The sequence below is a fragment of the Pseudomonas sp. NY5710 genome, assembly GCF_013305665.1.
GTDB classification, from domain to species: Bacteria; Pseudomonadota; Gammaproteobacteria; order Pseudomonadales; family Pseudomonadaceae; genus Aquipseudomonas; species Aquipseudomonas juntendi.
The window spans coordinates 585,596-601,545 of record NZ_CP045554.1; the positions used below are offsets into that span (position 1 = coordinate 585,596).

Genomic DNA, 15,950 nt, shown 5'->3' on the forward strand with positions numbered 1-15,950 from the left:
CGGGGTTGTCTCAACACGGGTTTGCAGGGTGCAGCCGATGGCCGCGAGGCACGGCCAGCAGGTGGTGACGGGCGGCATGCGCCAGCACGGCCTCGACGTCCACACTGAGCGGGCCGCGGTGGTCGAGGGTGATGGTGGGGGTGTCGTGTTCGGCGAATTCGATTTCGCGCTCGCCGTCCAGGGCTAGGGTGCCGCTGGCCAGGCTCAGGCGGTGGGCAACATCGGGCAGCAGCGTGCCGCTGGCGGTGATGCCACAGGCTTGCAGCAGGCCGGGGGCCAGCGGCGCGAGCAGTGCCTGTTCAGCGCTGGATGCGAGGCGAACCCAGGCGCCGTGCGGGGCCTGGCGCGACACCGGGCACCACAGGCCACACAGTGCCGACAGGCCGATGGCATGCGGTTCGGCGAAGCAGGCGAAAACTTCGGCAAGGTCTTCGCTGCGGCTGAGCGCGCGGGCGCCGATGAAACGCTGCGGTGACACCGCCACTTCCACCAGGGCCCATTCGGCGAGTTGTTGCTGCGGTACTGTCACCAACAGGCGCTTGTTGCGGCGCAGGCCAATGCTGGCCGGTACCCGGCCGGTGGCCAGCAGGCCGCCTGCAACGCCGGCGCTGGTGGCCTCGCGCAGTTCGGGGAAGGCATTGTTGGTGCCGGTGGAGAGGGTCAGCAGTGGCACGTCTTGCGCCTCGGCGGCGACGGCCTTGTGGGTGCCATCGCCCCCCAGCACGGCGATCAGCGCCACGCCGCGCTCGACCATGCGTCGGGTGGCCAGGCGGGTGTCGGCTACGGTCTGCGACAACGGCAGGTCGAGTATTTCGATAGCTGGCCAGTGCTGGTCGAGCGCAGCCGGGCCGTGGCTGGCCTTGAGCACGGCGGCGGCGATGCCGGTCATGTCGCTGGGCAGCAGCACCTGGCCGATGCCGGTGGCGCCGAAGGCCGCCAGCAGGCGCTGGATTGCCGAAGCCTTGTCGGTGCTCGAATAGAGCCCGGCGCTGGCCGTCAGGCGGCGCAGGTCACGGCCGGAGGCAGGGTTGGCAATGATCCCGACGAGCGGGGCGGGTAGCGGCATGGCGCACCTCGTATTCTTGTTTGCCAAGACAGGAGCAAGCGCGGTGCCAGCTTTGCCCAAGGGCGCCGAAGTGGCCGTTGCAGAGCGCTTTGGCCTGCCTTGGTGGCGGCTGCAGGGCGGGCGCGGCGAGACGCCCGGTGCCAGTGCGCAGCTGCGTTGAGCGAGACGCTGAGACGCTGCGTCTCAAGCCAGCCGGTAACCACACAGTGCTTGTCGGGGCGGGCGCGCAAGCGCTTAATGGCCGAACAACGATAAAAACAGCAACGAGAACCGGAGGGCCCGAATGCTTGCCGCGAACTCCCGAGCCCATGTCGATTGCGTCAGCAGGGTGCTGAAGAATGCCGACCGCCTGCCGCAGGCGCCGGTACCGCCGCTGATCCTCGATTCATGGCGCCGTTCAATGGAGCTGTACCGCCTGGACCCCGCCTCCCAGCAGGGCCCGCGCATCCTTTCCCAAAGCCTGCTTAATGAGTGCCGTGAACGCGCGCAGCTATTTCTGCGCATCGCCAGCGACGCCGTGGCCCGCCTGCACGAGCGCGTGCGGGGCGCCGACTATTGCGTGCTGCTGACCGACGCCCAGGGGCGCACCATCGACTACCGGGTCGAATCGGCCATTCGCAACGACTGTCGCAAAGCCGGCCTGTACCTGGGCACTTGCTGGTCGGAGGGCGAGGAGGGCACCTGCGGTGTGGCGGCGGTGCTCACCAGCAAGGCCCCGGTCACGGTGCACAAGCGCGACCACTTCCGGGCGGCGTTCATCGGCCTGACCTGCACGGCGGCACCGGTGTTCGACCCGTTGGGCGAGTTGCTGGGGGTGGTGGACGTGTCTGCCTTGCAGTCACCGGACGACCGCCGCAGCCAGCACCTGATCCGTCAGCTGGTCGAGCAAACCGCTCGCGACATCGAAAACGCCTTTTTCATGCACACTGCCCAGGGCCACTGGGTGATGCGCGCCCATGGCACGCCGGGCTATGTGGAAAGCCAGCCTGATTACCTGCTGGCCTGGGATGCCGATGGTCGCCTGCAGGCCATCAACAGCCTGGCCCGACAGCGCCTGGTCGAACGCCTGGGCCGTTTGCCGGCGCACATTGGCGAGCTGTTCGACATGGACCAGCTACGCCGGGTCAGCGCGTCGTCGGCCCAGCGCCTGCCTGGCCTGGGTGGTTTGTACGGCCGGGTCAGCGCGCCTCGGCAACGCCAGCGGGGGCAACCGCTGCAGCAGGCCCAGCACAGCCGCATTGAACAGCACCTGCGCTTGGCTACCCGCGTCAAGGACTGCAACCTGGCCGTGCTGGTGCTGGGTGAAACCGGGGCCGGCAAGGAGGTGTTCGCCCGTCAGTTGCACCAGCAGAGCCAGCGCCGTGACGGCCCCTTCGTGACCCTGAACTGTGCAGCCATCCCCGAGAGCCTGATCGAGAGCGAGTTGTTCGGTTATGTGGCGGGGGCTTTCACCGGTGCTTCCAGCAAAGGCATGCAAGGGCTGTTGCAGCAGGCCCACGGCGGTACGTTGTTCCTCGACGAGATCGGTGATATGCCGCTGAACCTGCAAACCCGGTTGCTACGGGTGCTGGCCGAGGGCGAAGTGGCGCCGCTGGGCGCGGCGCGGCGGGAGCGGGTGGATATCCAGGTGATCTGTGCCACCCACCGTGATCTGGCGGCAATGGTAGAAGACGGGCGTTTTCGCGAAGACTTGTACTTCCGCCTGGCCAATGCCCGCTTCGAGTTGCCGCCGCTGCGTGAGCGGGAGGACCGGTTGGGGCTGATTCACCAGTTGCTGGCCGAAGAGGCCGCGGCCTGTGGCGTAGAAGTTGTACTGGCGGACGATGCCTTGCAGGCGCTGCTGGTTTATCGCTGGCCGGGCAATTTGCGCCAGCTGCGGCAGGTGTTGCGCTATGCCTGTGCGGTCTGCGAGGGCGGGCAGGTGCGGGTGCAGGATTTACCGCAGGAGGTGCGGGGTGGGGCGGTAGGCTCGGTCGCAAGCGGGGTGTCGTGCCCGGCGCGGCAACTGTTGCTGGATGCGCTGATTCGCCATCGCTGGAAGCCGGCCGATGCGGCGCGGGCGTTGGGCATTTCGCGCGCAACGCTTTATCGGCGTGTGCATGAGCACCGTATCGAGATGCCGCGGATGAAGGGGTAGGGCATTGGGGGCTGCTTTGCAGCCCAATCGCGACGCGGCCCCCTGTTCTGGCAGGCAATAAAAAACCCCGGCACAAGTCCGGGGTTCTGGTCCATCACACTACACGATCACTCCTGGTTGGCCAGTTTGTGCTCGAGGTAGTGAATGTTGACGCCGCCTTTGCAGAAACCTTCATCACGCACCAGGTCGCGGTGCAGCGGGATGTTGGTCTTGATGCCGTCGACGACGATCTCGTCCAGGGCATTGCGCATGCGCGCCATGGCTTCGTCGCGGTCTTTGCCGTAGGTGATCAGCTTGCCGATCAGCGAGTCGTAGTTCGGAGGTACCGAATAACCGCTGTACAGGTGCGAATCCACGCGCACGCCGTTGCCACCCGGGGCGTGGAAGTGCTTGACCTTGCCTGGGCTCGGGATGAACTTCTTCGGGTCCTCGGCGTTGATCCGGCACTCCAGCGAGTGGCCACGGATGACAACGTCTTCCTGGCGGAACGACAGCTTGTTGCCTGCGGCGATGCTCAGCATCTCCTTGACGATGTCGATACCGGTGACCATCTCCGACACAGGGTGTTCAACCTGCACCCGGGTGTTCATCTCGATGAAGTAGAAGCGGCCGTTCTCGTACAGGAATTCGAACGTACCAGCACCGCGGTAGCCGATCTCGATGCACGCATCGACGCAGCGCTTGAACACTTCCTGGCGGGCCTTTTCATCGATACCCGGGGCTGGTGCTTCTTCCAGGACCTTCTGGTGGCGACGCTGCAGCGAGCAGTCACGGTCACCCAGGTGAATGGCGTTACCCTGGCCGTCGGACAGCACCTGAACTTCCACGTGGCGTGGGTTGGTCAGGAACTTTTCCAGGTAGACCATCGGGTTGCCGAAGGCAGCACCGGCTTCGGTGCGGGTGAGCTTGGCCGAGGCGATCAGGTCCTCTTCCTTGTGCACCACGCGCATACCGCGACCACCACCGCCACCGGCGGCCTTGATGATCACCGGGTAGCCGACGTCACGGGCGATTGCCAAGGCGACTTCTTCGTCTTCCGGCAGCGGGCCATCGGAGCCCGGTACGGTCGGTACGCCCGACTTGATCATCGCGTCCTTGGCCGAAACCTTGTCGCCCATCAGGCGAATGGTGTCGGCTTTCGGGCCAATGAAGGCGAAACCGGATTTTTCCACCTGCTCGGCGAAATCGGCGTTTTCCGCCAGGAAGCCGTAACCCGGGTGAATCGCGGTGGCGCCAGTCACTTCGGCGGCAGCGATGATCGCCGGGATATGCAGGTAGGAATCCTTCGACGATGCAGGGCCGATGCAGACCGACTCGTCTGCCAGGCCCAGGTGCATCAGTTCACGGTCGGCAGTGGAGTGCACGGCGACGGTCTTGATGCCCAGCTCTTTGCAGGCACGCAGGATCCGCAGGGCAATTTCCCCGCGGTTGGCGATCAGGACTTTTTCGAGCTTCCCAGACATCGTTGGCTCTCCGCGATTCAAACGATGGTGAACAGCGGCTGGTCGAACTCAACCGGCTGGCCGTCTTCTACCAGGATGGCGTCGATGACACCGCCAACATCGGCTTCGATGTGGTTCATCATCTTCATGGCTTCGACGATGCACAGGGTGTCGCCCTTCTTCACGCTCTGGCCAACTTCAGCGAAGTTCGGCGAGGTCGGCGAAGGTTTGCGGTAGAAGGTACCTACCATTGGCGAACGGATCACGGTGCCTTTCAGCGCCGGGGCAGCAGCAGCTTCGGCGGCTGGCGCAGCAGCGGCGACCGGGGCAGCAGCGGCCGGGGCGGCAGCCATCGGGGCCGGTGCGTAGAACTGCTGGGCAGCTGGGGTCTTGCTGTGACGGCTGATACGAACCGACTCTTCGCCTTCCTTGATCTCCAGCTCGTCGATGCCAGACTCTTCCAGCAGCTCGATCAGTTTCTTGACTTTACGGATATCCATTAATCATCAACTCCCAAAGGTTCGGTCAGGGGGCGAAATACAAAAACGTATCTAGAACGTTTCTCTGGAACCCCGGCCCATCGAGGCCGGGGTTTTCATCATTTGGGCTGTGCGTTGGCAGCCAGTTGTTCCAGTGCAGACTCCAGGGCCAGGCGATAACCGCTGGCGCCCAGGCCGCAGATCACCCCTACGGCCACATCGGAGAAGTAGGAGTGGTGACGGAACGGTTCGCGTTTGTGCACGTTGGACAGGTGCACTTCGATGAATGGGATGCTCACCGCAAGCAATGCGTCACGTAATGCGACGCTCGTGTGGGTGAAAGCAGCCGGATTGATCAGGATGAAGTCCACACCCTCGTTGCGTGCCGCGTGAATGCGGTCGATCAATTCGTATTCGGCATTGCTCTGCAAGTACTGCAGATGGTGGCCTGCGGCGCGGGCACGTTGCTCCAGGTCCTGGTTGATCTGGGCCAGGGTCACGGCGCCGTAGTGGCCAGGCTCGCGCGTACCGAGCAGGTTGAGGTTGGGGCCGTGAAGCACCAGTAGCGTTGCCATCTGTGGATTCCTTGGATTTGTAGGGCAATTCGACACAGCGCGGCGAGTGTGCCGTAAAGCGACGGCAAGTGTCCAGTTCCCGGCAATAGCCAGCACGATGTCCGAGGTTCGCGCGAAGTATGTGACCAAATATTTAAATCTGGTCACCTAATCGAGGATTTTTCCCGGCTCGCGGGAAGTTATAGACCGAGTTTGCCGCGCACGCGCGTGAGAATCTGCGCGAATTCCCCGGCATTAGTCTCGCCAATCACCCGATCGGCGGTAATTTCGCTGCCGTTCGCGGCAAAGAACAACAGCGCAGGCGGGCCGAACAGTTGGTACCGGTCAAGGAGCGAGCGTTGCTCGGCGTTGCTCGCGGTGATGTCGAACCGCAGCAGCTTGAACGCCGCCAGTTGCGGCTGCACCTGGGCGGCGTTGAGCACCTCGTGTTCGATGACCTTGCAACTGATGCACCAGTCGGCGTACCAGTCCAGCAACACGGGTTGGCCGGCTGCCTTGGCCTGTGCCAGCGCGGCATCCAGGGCTTGCGGGGTGGTGATGGTTTGCCAGGCCTGGGCTGTGGCCGCGGTAGTGCCAGCGCTGGCCGCCTGGCTGGGCACGGGCAGTGGCCGCAGCGGGTCGCCCTGGCCACTGAGGGCGCCATACCAGCAAGCCAGCGCGTATACCAGCAAGGCCAGGCCGAGCAGTTGCGCCAGGCGCTGACGCGCAGTCTTGACCACGAACTCCAAGGCGCCGAGGAACAGTGCCACGCCCGCGGCAAGCAGGCCGACCAGCAACAGGGTTACCGGGCCTGGCAGCACCCGGCTGAGCAGGCCGATGGCCAGCCCCAGCAGCAGTACGCCGATGGCGTTTTTCACGGTGTTCAGCCAAGGGCCGCTTTTCGGCAGCCAGGCTGCGCCACCGGTGGCCACCAGCAACAGTGGCGCGCCCATGCCCAGGCCCAGGGCGAACAGTTTAAGCGCCCCGCCCAAGGCATCGCCGCTGGCGCTGATGTACAGCAGCGCGCCTGCCAGGGGCGCCGACACACAGGGCGAAACCAGCAGGCTGGAGAGCACGCCGAGTACTGCAGCGCCCAGTAGCGAACCGCCCTTGGTGTGGTTGGCGACGTTGTTCAGGCGGTTATTCAGGGCTTGTGGCAGCTTCAGTTCGAACAGCCCGAACATGGCCAGGGCGAACACCACGAAGAACAGCGCGAAGGGGACCAGTACCCAAGGCGATTGCAGGCGTGCCTGCAGGTTCAGGCCGGCGCCGAACAAGCCCATCAGCGCGCCGAGTGCGGCGAAGCTGGCGGCCATTGGCAGTACGTACGCCAGCGACAGCGCCAGCCCGCGTGGCCCACCGACCTGTCCGCGCAGTACTACGCCGGAAAGAATCGGCAGCATCGGCAGCACACAGGGGGTGAAGGTCAGGCCGACCCCGGCGAGGAAGAACAGCAGCAATGATTTCCAGCTCCAGGCCTGCTCGATTGCGCCAGGGGTGTTTGTGCCGGCTTCGCCATCGATGCTCAGCCGGGCGGTTTCCGGCGGGTAGCACAGGCCCTTGTCAGCACAGCCCTGATAGCCCACCAGCAGGGTAAAGGCACGCGGATCGTTGCGCGGCAGTTCGATGTCGAGCACGCCGTGGTACACCTCCACGTCGCCGAAGAACTCATCGTGCTTGGCCTCGCCCTTGGGGATGTTCGGCGTGCCCAAGGCGATGTCGGCGGGTTCGGTGTGGAACTGGAAGCGGTGGCGGTAGAGGTAGTAGCCGTCGGTGGCGATGAAGCGCAGCTTGATGGTGTGCGCATCGGCCTGGATCAGGTCGAGCTTGAACGCCTCGTGCACTGGCAGGAAGTCGGCGTTGTTGGCCAGCGAAGCGGCGCCGAGGGTGGCGCTGGGGCGGTTGTCGAGCAGGCCGGTGGCGAAGGCAGGACTGGCCAGCAGCAGGAACAGCAGGAAAAACAGGCGGCGCATGGCGAACTCGCGAGGTGGAACGTGCCCGCATGATAACGGACTTGGCGCAGGTTGAAACGGACGGCGACACCTGGCGCCACTTGTGTATTGCCTGTGCCGGCCTCTTCGCGGCTGAAGCCGCTCCTACAGGGACCGCACGGTTTTCAAAGCCTGTGATATCCCTGTAGGAGCGGCTTAAGCCGCGAAGAGGCCAGCAAAGGCAACCTCAGACCCTGAAGGCCCGCACCGCCTTGCTCAGCTCCCCGCCGAGGCTCAGCAGTTGCTCACCCTGCTCACGCCCTTCGCCAATGCGCTGTAGGTTGTCTTCACCCAGCGCGTGAATCCGCTCGCTATGATCACGAATCTCACTCACCGCGCCAGTCTGTTGCGCGGTGACGTCGGCAATGCGTACCGCCGTATCGGCGATCGTGCGGATCGCGCTGACGATCTCATCCAGCGCGCCATCGGCGGCCTGGGCCTGGTTGGCGGTGGTTTCGGCGTGTTCGAGCTGGGTGCGCATGCCGGCCACCGACTCCCGCGCCGCCTGCTGCAAGCGGTCGATCAGTGCCTGGATTTCGCCAGTAGCCCCGGTGGTGCGCTGCGCCAGCGAACGCACTTCGTCAGCCACTACGGCAAACCCGCGGCCCATCTCGCCAGCCCGCGCCGCTTCGATGGCGGCGTTCAGCGCCAGCAGGTTGGTCTGTTCCGCAATCGAGCGTATTACCGTCAGCACCCCGCCGATGGTGGCCGACTCTTCGGCCAGTTGCTCGATCATGCGCGCATTGCCCTGTACCTCATCGACCAGTTCCCGCAAGCCCGACAGGCTCTGGCCAATCACCGCCTGGCCCTGTTCCACCGCACGCCCGGCATCGCGGCTGGCGTGGGCGGCGGCGCTGGCGTCACCGGCCACTTGCTGAATGGTGGCTTCCAGCTCGCCCAAGGCGTCGCGGATCTGCCCGGTATCGCCGGCCTGGCGGTGGGCGCCATCGTGCAGCGCGGCGCTCATGCCGGCCAGAGCATGGCTGCTGCCGGCGACTTGTTCGGCATTGTGGCGAATGGTGCCCACCAGTTCGACCAGGTACTGGCGCAGGCGGTTGAGCGATGCCTGAATGTCATGCAATTCGCGGTTGGTCTTGCCCAGGGCGATCACCTGGGCGAAGTCGCCCTCGGCCCAGCACGACAGCGCCGGGGCCAGGCCGGTCAGGGTGCGCGCCAGGCGCCGCTGCAAGGTATCGATCAACAGGGCGATCAGCAGGATCAGTGCGATCATCAGGCCCTGGATGATGCGCACCTCGCCAGCAATTTGGCCATGTTGGGCGCGCACTTGCGGTTCCAGCGCGGCGATGGCTTGCTGTACGGCTTCCAGGCGCTGGCCGGTGCTGGCAGCCAGGGCGGCACGGCGCTCGATCTGTTCGCGCGTGCGCTGCAATTCGGCCGGGTAGCGGCCCAGCAGGTTTTGCAGCTCACGCTTCAGGCCCACGGCGGTGTCTTCCTGCCGGGCGCTGGCCTGGGTTTGCAGGCCCATCATGGCGGCGAAGTCGTCGGCACCAGAGGCTGCGGTGCGGGTAACACCGAGCAAAGGCAGGGCATCGATGGCCTGTGCCTGGCTGCGGATCAACTGCAACTCACGCTCCACTTCGTCAGCAAGCTCCGGGCGGCCGCTGCTGACCAGCTTGTCGCGGGCCAGTGCCAGCCGGCCCAGGTGCACGCTGGCGTCGAGCAGCGGGAGCAAATAGCGGTTGGCCTCGGCAGTGCCGCTGTCGCGGGCGTAGCCGGCCAGTTGCTCGAAGTTGGCCCCCAATTCCCGTTCGGCCTGCAACAGCAGCGCTTGCGGGTCGCCAGCCAGCTTGCCCGCCGCCAGCAACTGGTTGCCGGTGAAGGCCTGCAGGCTGGCCAGGCTGGGGCGCAGGTTGGCCGCCAGTTCGGCGGGCCAGTCGGCCAGGGCGCCCTGCAGTTGCTGGATGGCCTGCGTGGCGGCGGCATGGCGCAGGGCATCCCCGCTGCCCAGGTAGGCGTGGACATTGTCCGCCACCTGCTGCTGAAACTGCTGGGACAGGCCCAGGTAGCGCTCCATCAGCTGATAGGGCCGTTCCAGCGCCCGTTGCGACCACCACAGGGTAGCGGCCAGGGTGAAACACACAGTCACCAGCAACAGCGTATTGAAATTGGTCAGCCACTTCAGGCGCATAGCCGCGAACTTCCTGCGGAGGGGAGTGGGGGTAGGCGGCTGAAGTTATGGCGATTGTGTGACCGGATGATGACGCCGAAGGCTTGGCGTCAGAAAAAAGTGGCAGAGTGCCTATATCTGATGGCGCTATTGATACTTCGCGGGCAGGGCGGTTTCAGCGCTCTACCCGTACTACACAGTTACGCCCGGCATGCTTGGCACGGTACAGCGCCTCATCCGCCGCGCTGGCCATGGTCAACGCGTCCAGCCCCTCATCCATCTGCACCACCCCGGCACTGAAGGTGCACTGCAGATCCTGCGGCTGCGCCGGGTAGATGATCTCGGCAAAGCGCCGACGAATCTCGTCTAGCACTTTGTAGGCCGCCTCCAGCGCGGTATTGGGCATGACGATGGCGAATTCCTCGCCGCCGTAACGGCCAATGAAGTCGGTCTTGCGCAGGCGCTGCTTGAGGAACAGCGCCAGGCTCTTGATTACCCGGTCCCCCATGGGGTGGCCGTGGCGGTCGTTGATCTTCTTGAAATGGTCGATGTCGAGCATGGCGAAACTCAACGGCTGCTGCTCACGGCGGGCGCGGAAGCTGCAGTCCTCAAGCAATTGCAGGATATGGGTGTGGTTGTACAGCCCGGTCAGGCTGTCGCGCACCATGCGTGCCTTCAGGTGCCGCGCGCGGGCCGCACGGTTGCGCACGGTGGTGATCAGGTGGCGCGAGCGAAACGGCTTGGTCAGGAAGTCATCGCCGCCTTCGCTCATGGCGTCCAGTTGTTTGTCCAGGTCGTCTTCGGCAGACAGGTAGATGATCGGCACGCTCACATAGCGGTCACTGTGGCGGATCACTTTGGCCAGTTCCGGGCCGGTGCAAACCGGCATGTACAGGTCGAGAATGATCAGGTCGGGCTGAAAGTCGGCCAGCTCGGCCATGGTGCGGATCGGGTCGGTCAGGCTGCGGGTCACCATGCCGGCGCTGGCCAGCACCCGTTCGGTGTGCAGCGCCTGGGTGCGTGAGTCGTCGATGATCAGCACCCGCAGTGGGTCGTGGGGGCCGGCGTTGGTCAGCAATTCGACCTTTTCCAGCAGGCTGGATGCCTCAAGGCTGCCGGTCAGAAAGTCCTGCCCACCGGCGCGCACGGCAGCCAGGCGCGTCGGTGTGTCAGCTTCGTGGTGGCTGAAGAACAGCAGCGGAATGCTCTGCGCCAGGCCGTGTTGTACCTGGGCGGCCAGCAGCAGGCCCTGGCCGCTGCCGGTGAAGTCGACATCCATGATGATGGCCGCAGGTGGGTATTCGCCGATCGAAGCCAGAAAGGCTGCAGCGTTGGGCAGCGCCTGCACCAGCAGCCCGAAGAATTCCAGTTGCTGGGCCAGGCGCAGGGCCCGCTCGTGGTCCTGCAACAGGATGTACACCGGCTTGCGCAGGGGCACCAGTACTTCGTCAAGGGGGTCGTCCTTGCGCAGGCCGCTACGCGACAGTTGCGGGTCGGGGCACAGCGGGCTTGGCTCGACGGCTTGGCTCATGACCTGGCTACTTGTAGGTTGGGATATGCAGGAGCAATGATGGCTCTATGCTAGCAGCTCTTTTCCCTCGCATGAGTGCCCTGTATCAACATTGCGTTCAGAACGAATATTCAGTTACCGACTGATTGGTCGCTTATGCGTAAGGCGGTGTCTGCTTTATAGTGCTGCCACGCGGGCTTGCCGTGGCACCCTGGCGCAGGCCTGTGGTCAAAGCCCCTGAACCGTCGTGACTGATTAAGGACAAAGCCATGCTGGACTGGAAAAACCGCGAGGCCAAAGCCGAGCCCCGTGAGCGTGTCGACGGCCGCGGCGCTGCCGCCCGTAGCTACCTTGGCGGCCTCTGGAGCCGAGCCCTGGGAACCCTGATCGGGTTGTATCTGCTGGTGTGCATCGGCCTGGGCTGGTACTGGAGCCAGGAACCTGCGCTGTTCCCGGTGCAGCAGAATGCCCAGGCTGCTGCCGAGCACAATGGCCAGCAGATGGTGATTGGCTACACCACCGTGGAAACCCTCAAGACCGTGGCCGGCACCCTGCTGAACAAGCCGGGCGGTTACATTTCCAACGACCGCTTCCCGCCAGGGCTGTGGATGGACAATATGCCGAGCTGGGAGTACGGCGTGCTGGTCCAGGTGCGCGACCTGTCCCGCGCCTTGCGCAAGGACTTCGCCCGTTCGCAGTCGCAATCTACCGAAGACGCCGACCTGGCCAAGGCCGAGCCGCGCTTCAACTTCGACAACAAGAGCTGGATCCTGCCCTCGAGCGAGTCGGAGTTCGAAGAGGGCATCAAGTCGCTGTCGCGCTACCAGACCCGCCTGGCTGCTGGCGACAAGGGCGCGATCTTCTATACCCGCGCCGACAACCTGAACAACTGGCTGGGTGATGTCGCCACCCGCCTGGGTTCGCTGTCGCAGCGCCTGTCGGCCAGCGTTGGCCGGGTCAAGCTCAACACCACGCTCAAGACCGAGTCGGTGGTTGCCGGCCAGGCGCCGCAAGTGGACGAAGAGCTGGTGGAAACCCCATGGCTGCAGATCGACAACGTGTTCTACGAGGCCCGTGGCCAGGCCTGGGCGCTGTCGCACTTGCTGCGTGCCATCGAGGTCGACTTTGCCGATGTACTGGCGAAAAAGAATGCCACGGTCAGCGTGCGGCAGATCATTCGTGAGCTGGAGGCCTCGCAAGAGCCGCTGTGGAGCCCGATGGTGCTCAACGGCAGCGGCTTCGGCATGTGGGCCAACCACTCGCTGGTCATGGCCAACTACATTTCCCGGGCCAACGCTGCGGTCATCGACCTGCGCCAGCTGCTGTCGCAGGGTTGAGCATGGCTATCAGCCAGCGCGAGGCCGCCCACCGGGCCGCTTCCGACCGCGAGCTGGTCGCCTGGGTCGACGAAGCCGACCAGGTGCTGGGCGCCTTGCCCCGCGCCGAGCTGCGTGAGCGCGGCCTGATTGGCCGCTGCACGTTCATTCTGTTGTTCAACACTGCCGGTGAGCTGTGTGTGCACCGGCGGACCTTGAGCAAGGCGCTGTACCCAGGGTACTGGGATGTGGCGGCGGGTGGCATGGTCACGGCCGGCGAAGGGTATGCGGAGTCGGCGGCGCGTGAACTGGCCGAGGAGCTGGGCATTGAAGGCGCGGCACTGCGGTTTCATGAGCGGTTCTACTTTGACCAGCCCGATAACCGTTTGTGGTGTGCGGTGTATTCGGCGGTGTCGGATGCGCCGCTGCGGTTGCAGCCGGAAGAGGTGATCGAGGCGCGGTTCATTGGCCTGGCGCAGGCTGAGGAAGAAAGCCTGATGAAGCCGTATTGCCCGGATTCGCTGGCGGCGTTGCAGCGCTATAAAGCCAGCCTGGGATGACCTGGGGACCGCTTCGCGGTCCTTTCGCGACGCGAGGCCGCTCCCACATCGATTGGCGTATGCAGGACCTTGTGGGAACGGCCTTGCGTCGCGACAGGGCTGCAAAGCAGCCCCAGTTCCCGGGTAGTCGCAAAACATTCGCAAAATGCCGCAATCCTGTACTTAGCAACCGCCGCATTTATCGTTACACTGCGCGCCCTTTTCGGGCTGCCGCATGTCTTGCAGCAGTAGCGCCGCCCCTGCCAGAGTGGGGCTTCGCGGTCGGCCTCGTCCCCAAGGCACGACCAGTTTTTGTCCTCTGCACCGAGGAACAAAAGTGGCCAAGAAAGCTTCTTCCTTCGCCGCCCTTGGCGGTCTCGTTTACTCCACCGACGCCGGTCGGCACTGCCCCGACTGTGGTCAGCCGGTGGATGCCTGTACCTGCAAGCAGCAGGTCATCCCCGAAGGCGATGGCATTGCCCGTGTGCGCCGTGAAAGCAAAGGCCGCGGCGGCAAGACCGTGACGACCGTCACCGGTGTGCCATTGCCGCCCGATCAGCTCAAGGAGCTGGCCACCACCCTGAAGCGCCGTTGCGGTACCGGTGGCGCGTTGAAGGATGGGGTCATCGAAATCCAGGGCGACCATGTCGAACTGCTGATCGCCGAGCTGATCAAGCAGGGCTTCAAGGCGAAAAAGTCCGGCGGCTGACCCGGCGCGCATTTTTGCCCAGTGCTTTCTAAACTCGTTGCCGTGGCCAGGGTCTACCCTGGGGCACGGACGAATCGTCATTTTCGGCTTTTACACTGCGCCCGCCAGGGCAGTGTCTTCGACTTATCTATAGGGGACTTGAATGTCCGTACGACGCACACGCAAAGACGATGGTAGCCAATGGACCGTGGCCGACAGCCGCAGTGTTTATGGCATCCGCCATTGGGGCGCTGGTTATTTCGCCATCAATGAGGCCGGGCGCGTCGAAGTGCGCCCCAACGGCCCGAACAGCGCGCCGATCGACCTGTTCGAACAGGTCGACGAACTGCGCCAGAGCGGCTTGTCGTTGCCCTTGCTGGTGCGCTTCCCCGACATTCTGCAGGACCGCGTTCGCCAGCTGACCGGCGCTTTCGACGCCAATATCGCGCGCCTGGAGTACCAGAGCCAGTACACCGCGCTGTACCCGATCAAGGTCAACCAGCAGGAAGCGGTGGTGGAGAACATCATCGCCACGCAGAACGTGTCGATCGGCCTGGAGGCCGGCTCCAAGCCCGAACTGCTGGCGGTGCTGGCGCTGGCGCCCAAAGGCGGCACCATTGTCTGCAACGGCTACAAGGACCGTGAATTCATCCGCCTGGCGCTGATGGGCCAGAAGCTCGGCCACAATGTGTTCATCGTCATCGAGAAAGAGTCGGAAGTGGCCCTGGTGATCGAAGAGGCCGCCGAGCTCAAGGTCAAACCCCAGGTTGGCCTGCGCGTACGCCTGTCTTCGCTGGCTTCGAGCAAGTGGGCCGACACCGGGGGTGAAAAGTCCAAGTTCGGGTTGTCGGCCGCGCAGTTGCTGTCTGTTGTCCAGCGTTTCCGCGATGCCGGGTTGGACCAGGGCATCCGCCTGCTGCACTTCCACATGGGGTCGCAGATCGCCAACCTGGCCGACTACCAGCACGGCTTCAAGGAAGCCATCCGTTACTACGGTGAGCTGCGTGCGCTGGGCCTGCCGGTGGACCACATCGATGTGGGTGGCGGCCTGGGTGTCGATTACGACGGGACCCACTCGCGCAATGCCAGTTCGATCAACTACGACATGGACGACTACGCTGGCGTGGTGGTGGGCATGCTCAAGGAGTTCTGCGATGCGCAGGGCCTGCCGCACCCGCATATCTTCTCCGAGAGCGGCCGTTCGCTGACCGCGCACCACGCCATGCTGGTGATCCAGGTGACCGACGTCGAGAAGCACAACGACCAGGTTCCGACCATCGAGAACAAGGAAGCCTTGCCCGAGACCGTGCAGTGGCTGGTCGACCTGCTTGGCCCGACCGACATCGAGATGGTGACCGAAACCTACTGGCGTGCCACCCACTACATGGGTGACGTGGCTGCGCAGTATGCCGATGGCAAGCTCACCCTGAGCGAGAAGGCCCTGGCCGAGCAGTGCTACTTTGCGGTCTGCCGCCGCCTGCACAACTCGTTGAAGGCGCGCCAGCGTTCGCACCGTCAGGTGCTGGACGAACTCAACGACAAGCTGGCCGACAAGTACATCTGCAACTTCTCGGTGTTCCAGAGCCTGCCGGACACCTGGGCCATTGGCCAGGTACTGCCGATCATCCCGCTGCACCGCCTGGACGAAGAACCCCTGCGGCGTGCGGTATTGCAGGACCTGACCTGCGACTCCGACGGCAAGATCAACCAGTACGTCGACGAGCAGAGCATCGAGACCAGCATGCCGGTGCATGCGGTGCAGGAGGGCGAGGATTATCTGTTGGGCGTGTTCCTGGTCGGTGCGTACCAGGAAATTCTGGGTGACATGCACAACCTGTTTGGTGACACCGACTCGGTGAACATCTACCAGAACGCCGATGGCAGCGTGTACCACGCCGGCATCGAGACCCACGACACCATCGAGGACATGCTGCGCTACGTGCACCTGTCGCCCGAAGAGTTGATGACCCACTACCGCGACAAGGTTGCCAGCGCCAAGATCACGGCCCGTGAGCGCACGCAGTATCTGGATGCCTTGCGGCTTGGTTTGACCCGGTCGTCGTACCTGTCGTCGTAAATGCCGGGGCCGCTTTGCGGCCC

11 protein-coding genes and 1 pseudogene are annotated in these 15,950 nt (G+C 64.4%); 5 read left to right on the forward strand and 7 right to left on the reverse strand.

All coding sequences use genetic code 11. The features are described from left to right. Positions 1-10: 10 nt before the first annotated feature. Positions 11-1,066 (reverse strand): ATP-NAD kinase family protein, encoded by a 1,056-nt coding sequence (locus GEV39_RS02690; RefSeq protein WP_173887476.1) that lies wholly within the window; start codon positions 1,064-1,066, stop codon positions 11-13. A 283-nt stretch (positions 1,067-1,349) separates the two neighbouring features. Between GEV39_RS02690 and GEV39_RS02695 the strand changes: the two genes are divergently transcribed. Continuing rightward, a complete protein-coding gene (locus GEV39_RS02695) occupies positions 1,350-3,203 on the forward strand; it encodes a sigma-54-dependent Fis family transcriptional regulator (protein ID WP_173887477.1) in 1,854 nt (617 codons plus the stop codon). A 107-nt stretch (positions 3,204-3,310) separates the two neighbouring features. Here GEV39_RS02695 and accC read toward each other — a convergent pair whose 3' ends face one another. From accC to GEV39_RS02725, 6 genes and pseudogenes are all read right to left on the reverse strand, one after another. Continuing rightward, the gene (accC, locus tag GEV39_RS02700; protein ID WP_009685761.1) at positions 3,311-4,666 is read right to left on the reverse strand and encodes an acetyl-CoA carboxylase biotin carboxylase subunit; all 1,356 of its coding nucleotides are present in this window, start codon (positions 4,664-4,666) and stop codon (positions 3,311-3,313) included. Positions 4,667-4,683: 17 nt separating this feature from the next. After that, positions 4,684-5,145 (reverse strand): acetyl-CoA carboxylase biotin carboxyl carrier protein, encoded by a 462-nt coding sequence (gene accB, locus GEV39_RS02705; RefSeq protein WP_173887478.1) that lies wholly within the window; start codon positions 5,143-5,145, stop codon positions 4,684-4,686. Positions 5,146-5,243: 98 nt separating this feature from the next. Then, the gene (aroQ, locus tag GEV39_RS02710) at positions 5,244-5,699 is read right to left on the reverse strand and encodes a type II 3-dehydroquinate dehydratase (RefSeq protein WP_003255330.1); all 456 of its coding nucleotides are present in this window, start codon (positions 5,697-5,699) and stop codon (positions 5,244-5,246) included. Between the two features lie 179 nt (positions 5,700-5,878). After that, complete coding sequence (locus GEV39_RS02715; protein WP_173887479.1) at positions 5,879-7,651, reverse strand: protein-disulfide reductase DsbD; 1,773 nt, start codon at positions 7,649-7,651, stop codon at positions 5,879-5,881. 205 nt (positions 7,652-7,856) lie between these two features. Next, a pseudogene (locus GEV39_RS26450) lies at positions 7,857-8,381 on the reverse strand (methyl-accepting chemotaxis protein); the annotation flags it as partial. Between the two features lie 1,591 nt (positions 8,382-9,972). After that, positions 9,973-11,328 (reverse strand): diguanylate cyclase, encoded by a 1,356-nt coding sequence (locus tag GEV39_RS02725; protein ID WP_173887481.1) that lies wholly within the window; start codon positions 11,326-11,328, stop codon positions 9,973-9,975. 248 nt (positions 11,329-11,576) lie between these two features. On the opposite strand from GEV39_RS02725, the gene GEV39_RS02730 reads away from it, so the two are divergent. The 4 genes from GEV39_RS02730 to speA all read left to right on the forward strand — a co-directional run bounded on the left by GEV39_RS02730 (position 11,577) and on the right by speA (position 15,927). Further along, positions 11,577-12,644 carry a DUF2333 family protein gene (locus GEV39_RS02730; protein WP_173887482.1) on the forward strand — a complete coding sequence of 356 codons (1,068 nt, stop codon included), beginning with the start codon at positions 11,577-11,579 and terminating at the stop codon, positions 12,642-12,644. Between the two features lie 2 nt (positions 12,645-12,646). Next, positions 12,647-13,183, forward strand: coding sequence for an NUDIX hydrolase (locus tag GEV39_RS02735; protein WP_173887483.1), 537 nt, complete (start codon positions 12,647-12,649; stop codon positions 13,181-13,183). A gap of 316 nt (positions 13,184-13,499) precedes the next feature. Next, the gene (locus GEV39_RS02740; protein WP_009685768.1) at positions 13,500-13,871 is read left to right on the forward strand and encodes a translation initiation factor Sui1; all 372 of its coding nucleotides are present in this window, start codon (positions 13,500-13,502) and stop codon (positions 13,869-13,871) included. A 142-nt stretch (positions 13,872-14,013) separates the two neighbouring features. After that, positions 14,014-15,927: an arginine decarboxylase gene (gene speA, locus GEV39_RS02745; protein WP_029885908.1), complete on the forward strand. Its 1,914-nt coding sequence runs from the start codon at positions 14,014-14,016 to the stop codon at positions 15,925-15,927. The last annotated feature ends 23 nt before the right edge of the window (positions 15,928-15,950 follow it).

Coding starts and splice junctions, on each gene's coding strand:
- GEV39_RS02695 (WP_173887477.1), top strand. CDS start 1,350: ATGCTTGCCGCGAACTCCCGAGCCCATGTCGATTGCGTCAGCAGGGTG.
- accC (WP_009685761.1), bottom strand. CDS start 4,666: ATGTCTGGGAAGCTCGAAAAAGTCCTGATCGCCAACCGCGGGGAAATT.
- accB (WP_173887478.1), bottom strand. CDS start 5,145: ATGGATATCCGTAAAGTCAAGAAACTGATCGAGCTGCTGGAAGAGTCT.
- speA (WP_029885908.1), top strand. CDS start 14,014: ATGTCCGTACGACGCACACGCAAAGACGATGGTAGCCAATGGACCGTG.
- GEV39_RS02715 (WP_173887479.1), bottom strand. CDS start 7,651: ATGCGCCGCCTGTTTTTCCTGCTGTTCCTGCTGCTGGCCAGTCCTGCC.
- GEV39_RS02730 (WP_173887482.1), top strand. CDS start 11,577: ATGCTGGACTGGAAAAACCGCGAGGCCAAAGCCGAGCCCCGTGAGCGT.
- aroQ (WP_003255330.1), bottom strand. CDS start 5,699: ATGGCAACGCTACTGGTGCTTCACGGCCCCAACCTCAACCTGCTCGGT.
- GEV39_RS02735 (WP_173887483.1), top strand. CDS start 12,647: ATGGCTATCAGCCAGCGCGAGGCCGCCCACCGGGCCGCTTCCGACCGC.
- GEV39_RS02725 (WP_173887481.1), bottom strand. CDS start 11,328: ATGAGCCAAGCCGTCGAGCCAAGCCCGCTGTGCCCCGACCCGCAACTG.
- GEV39_RS02690 (WP_173887476.1), bottom strand. CDS start 1,066: ATGCCGCTACCCGCCCCGCTCGTCGGGATCATTGCCAACCCTGCCTCC.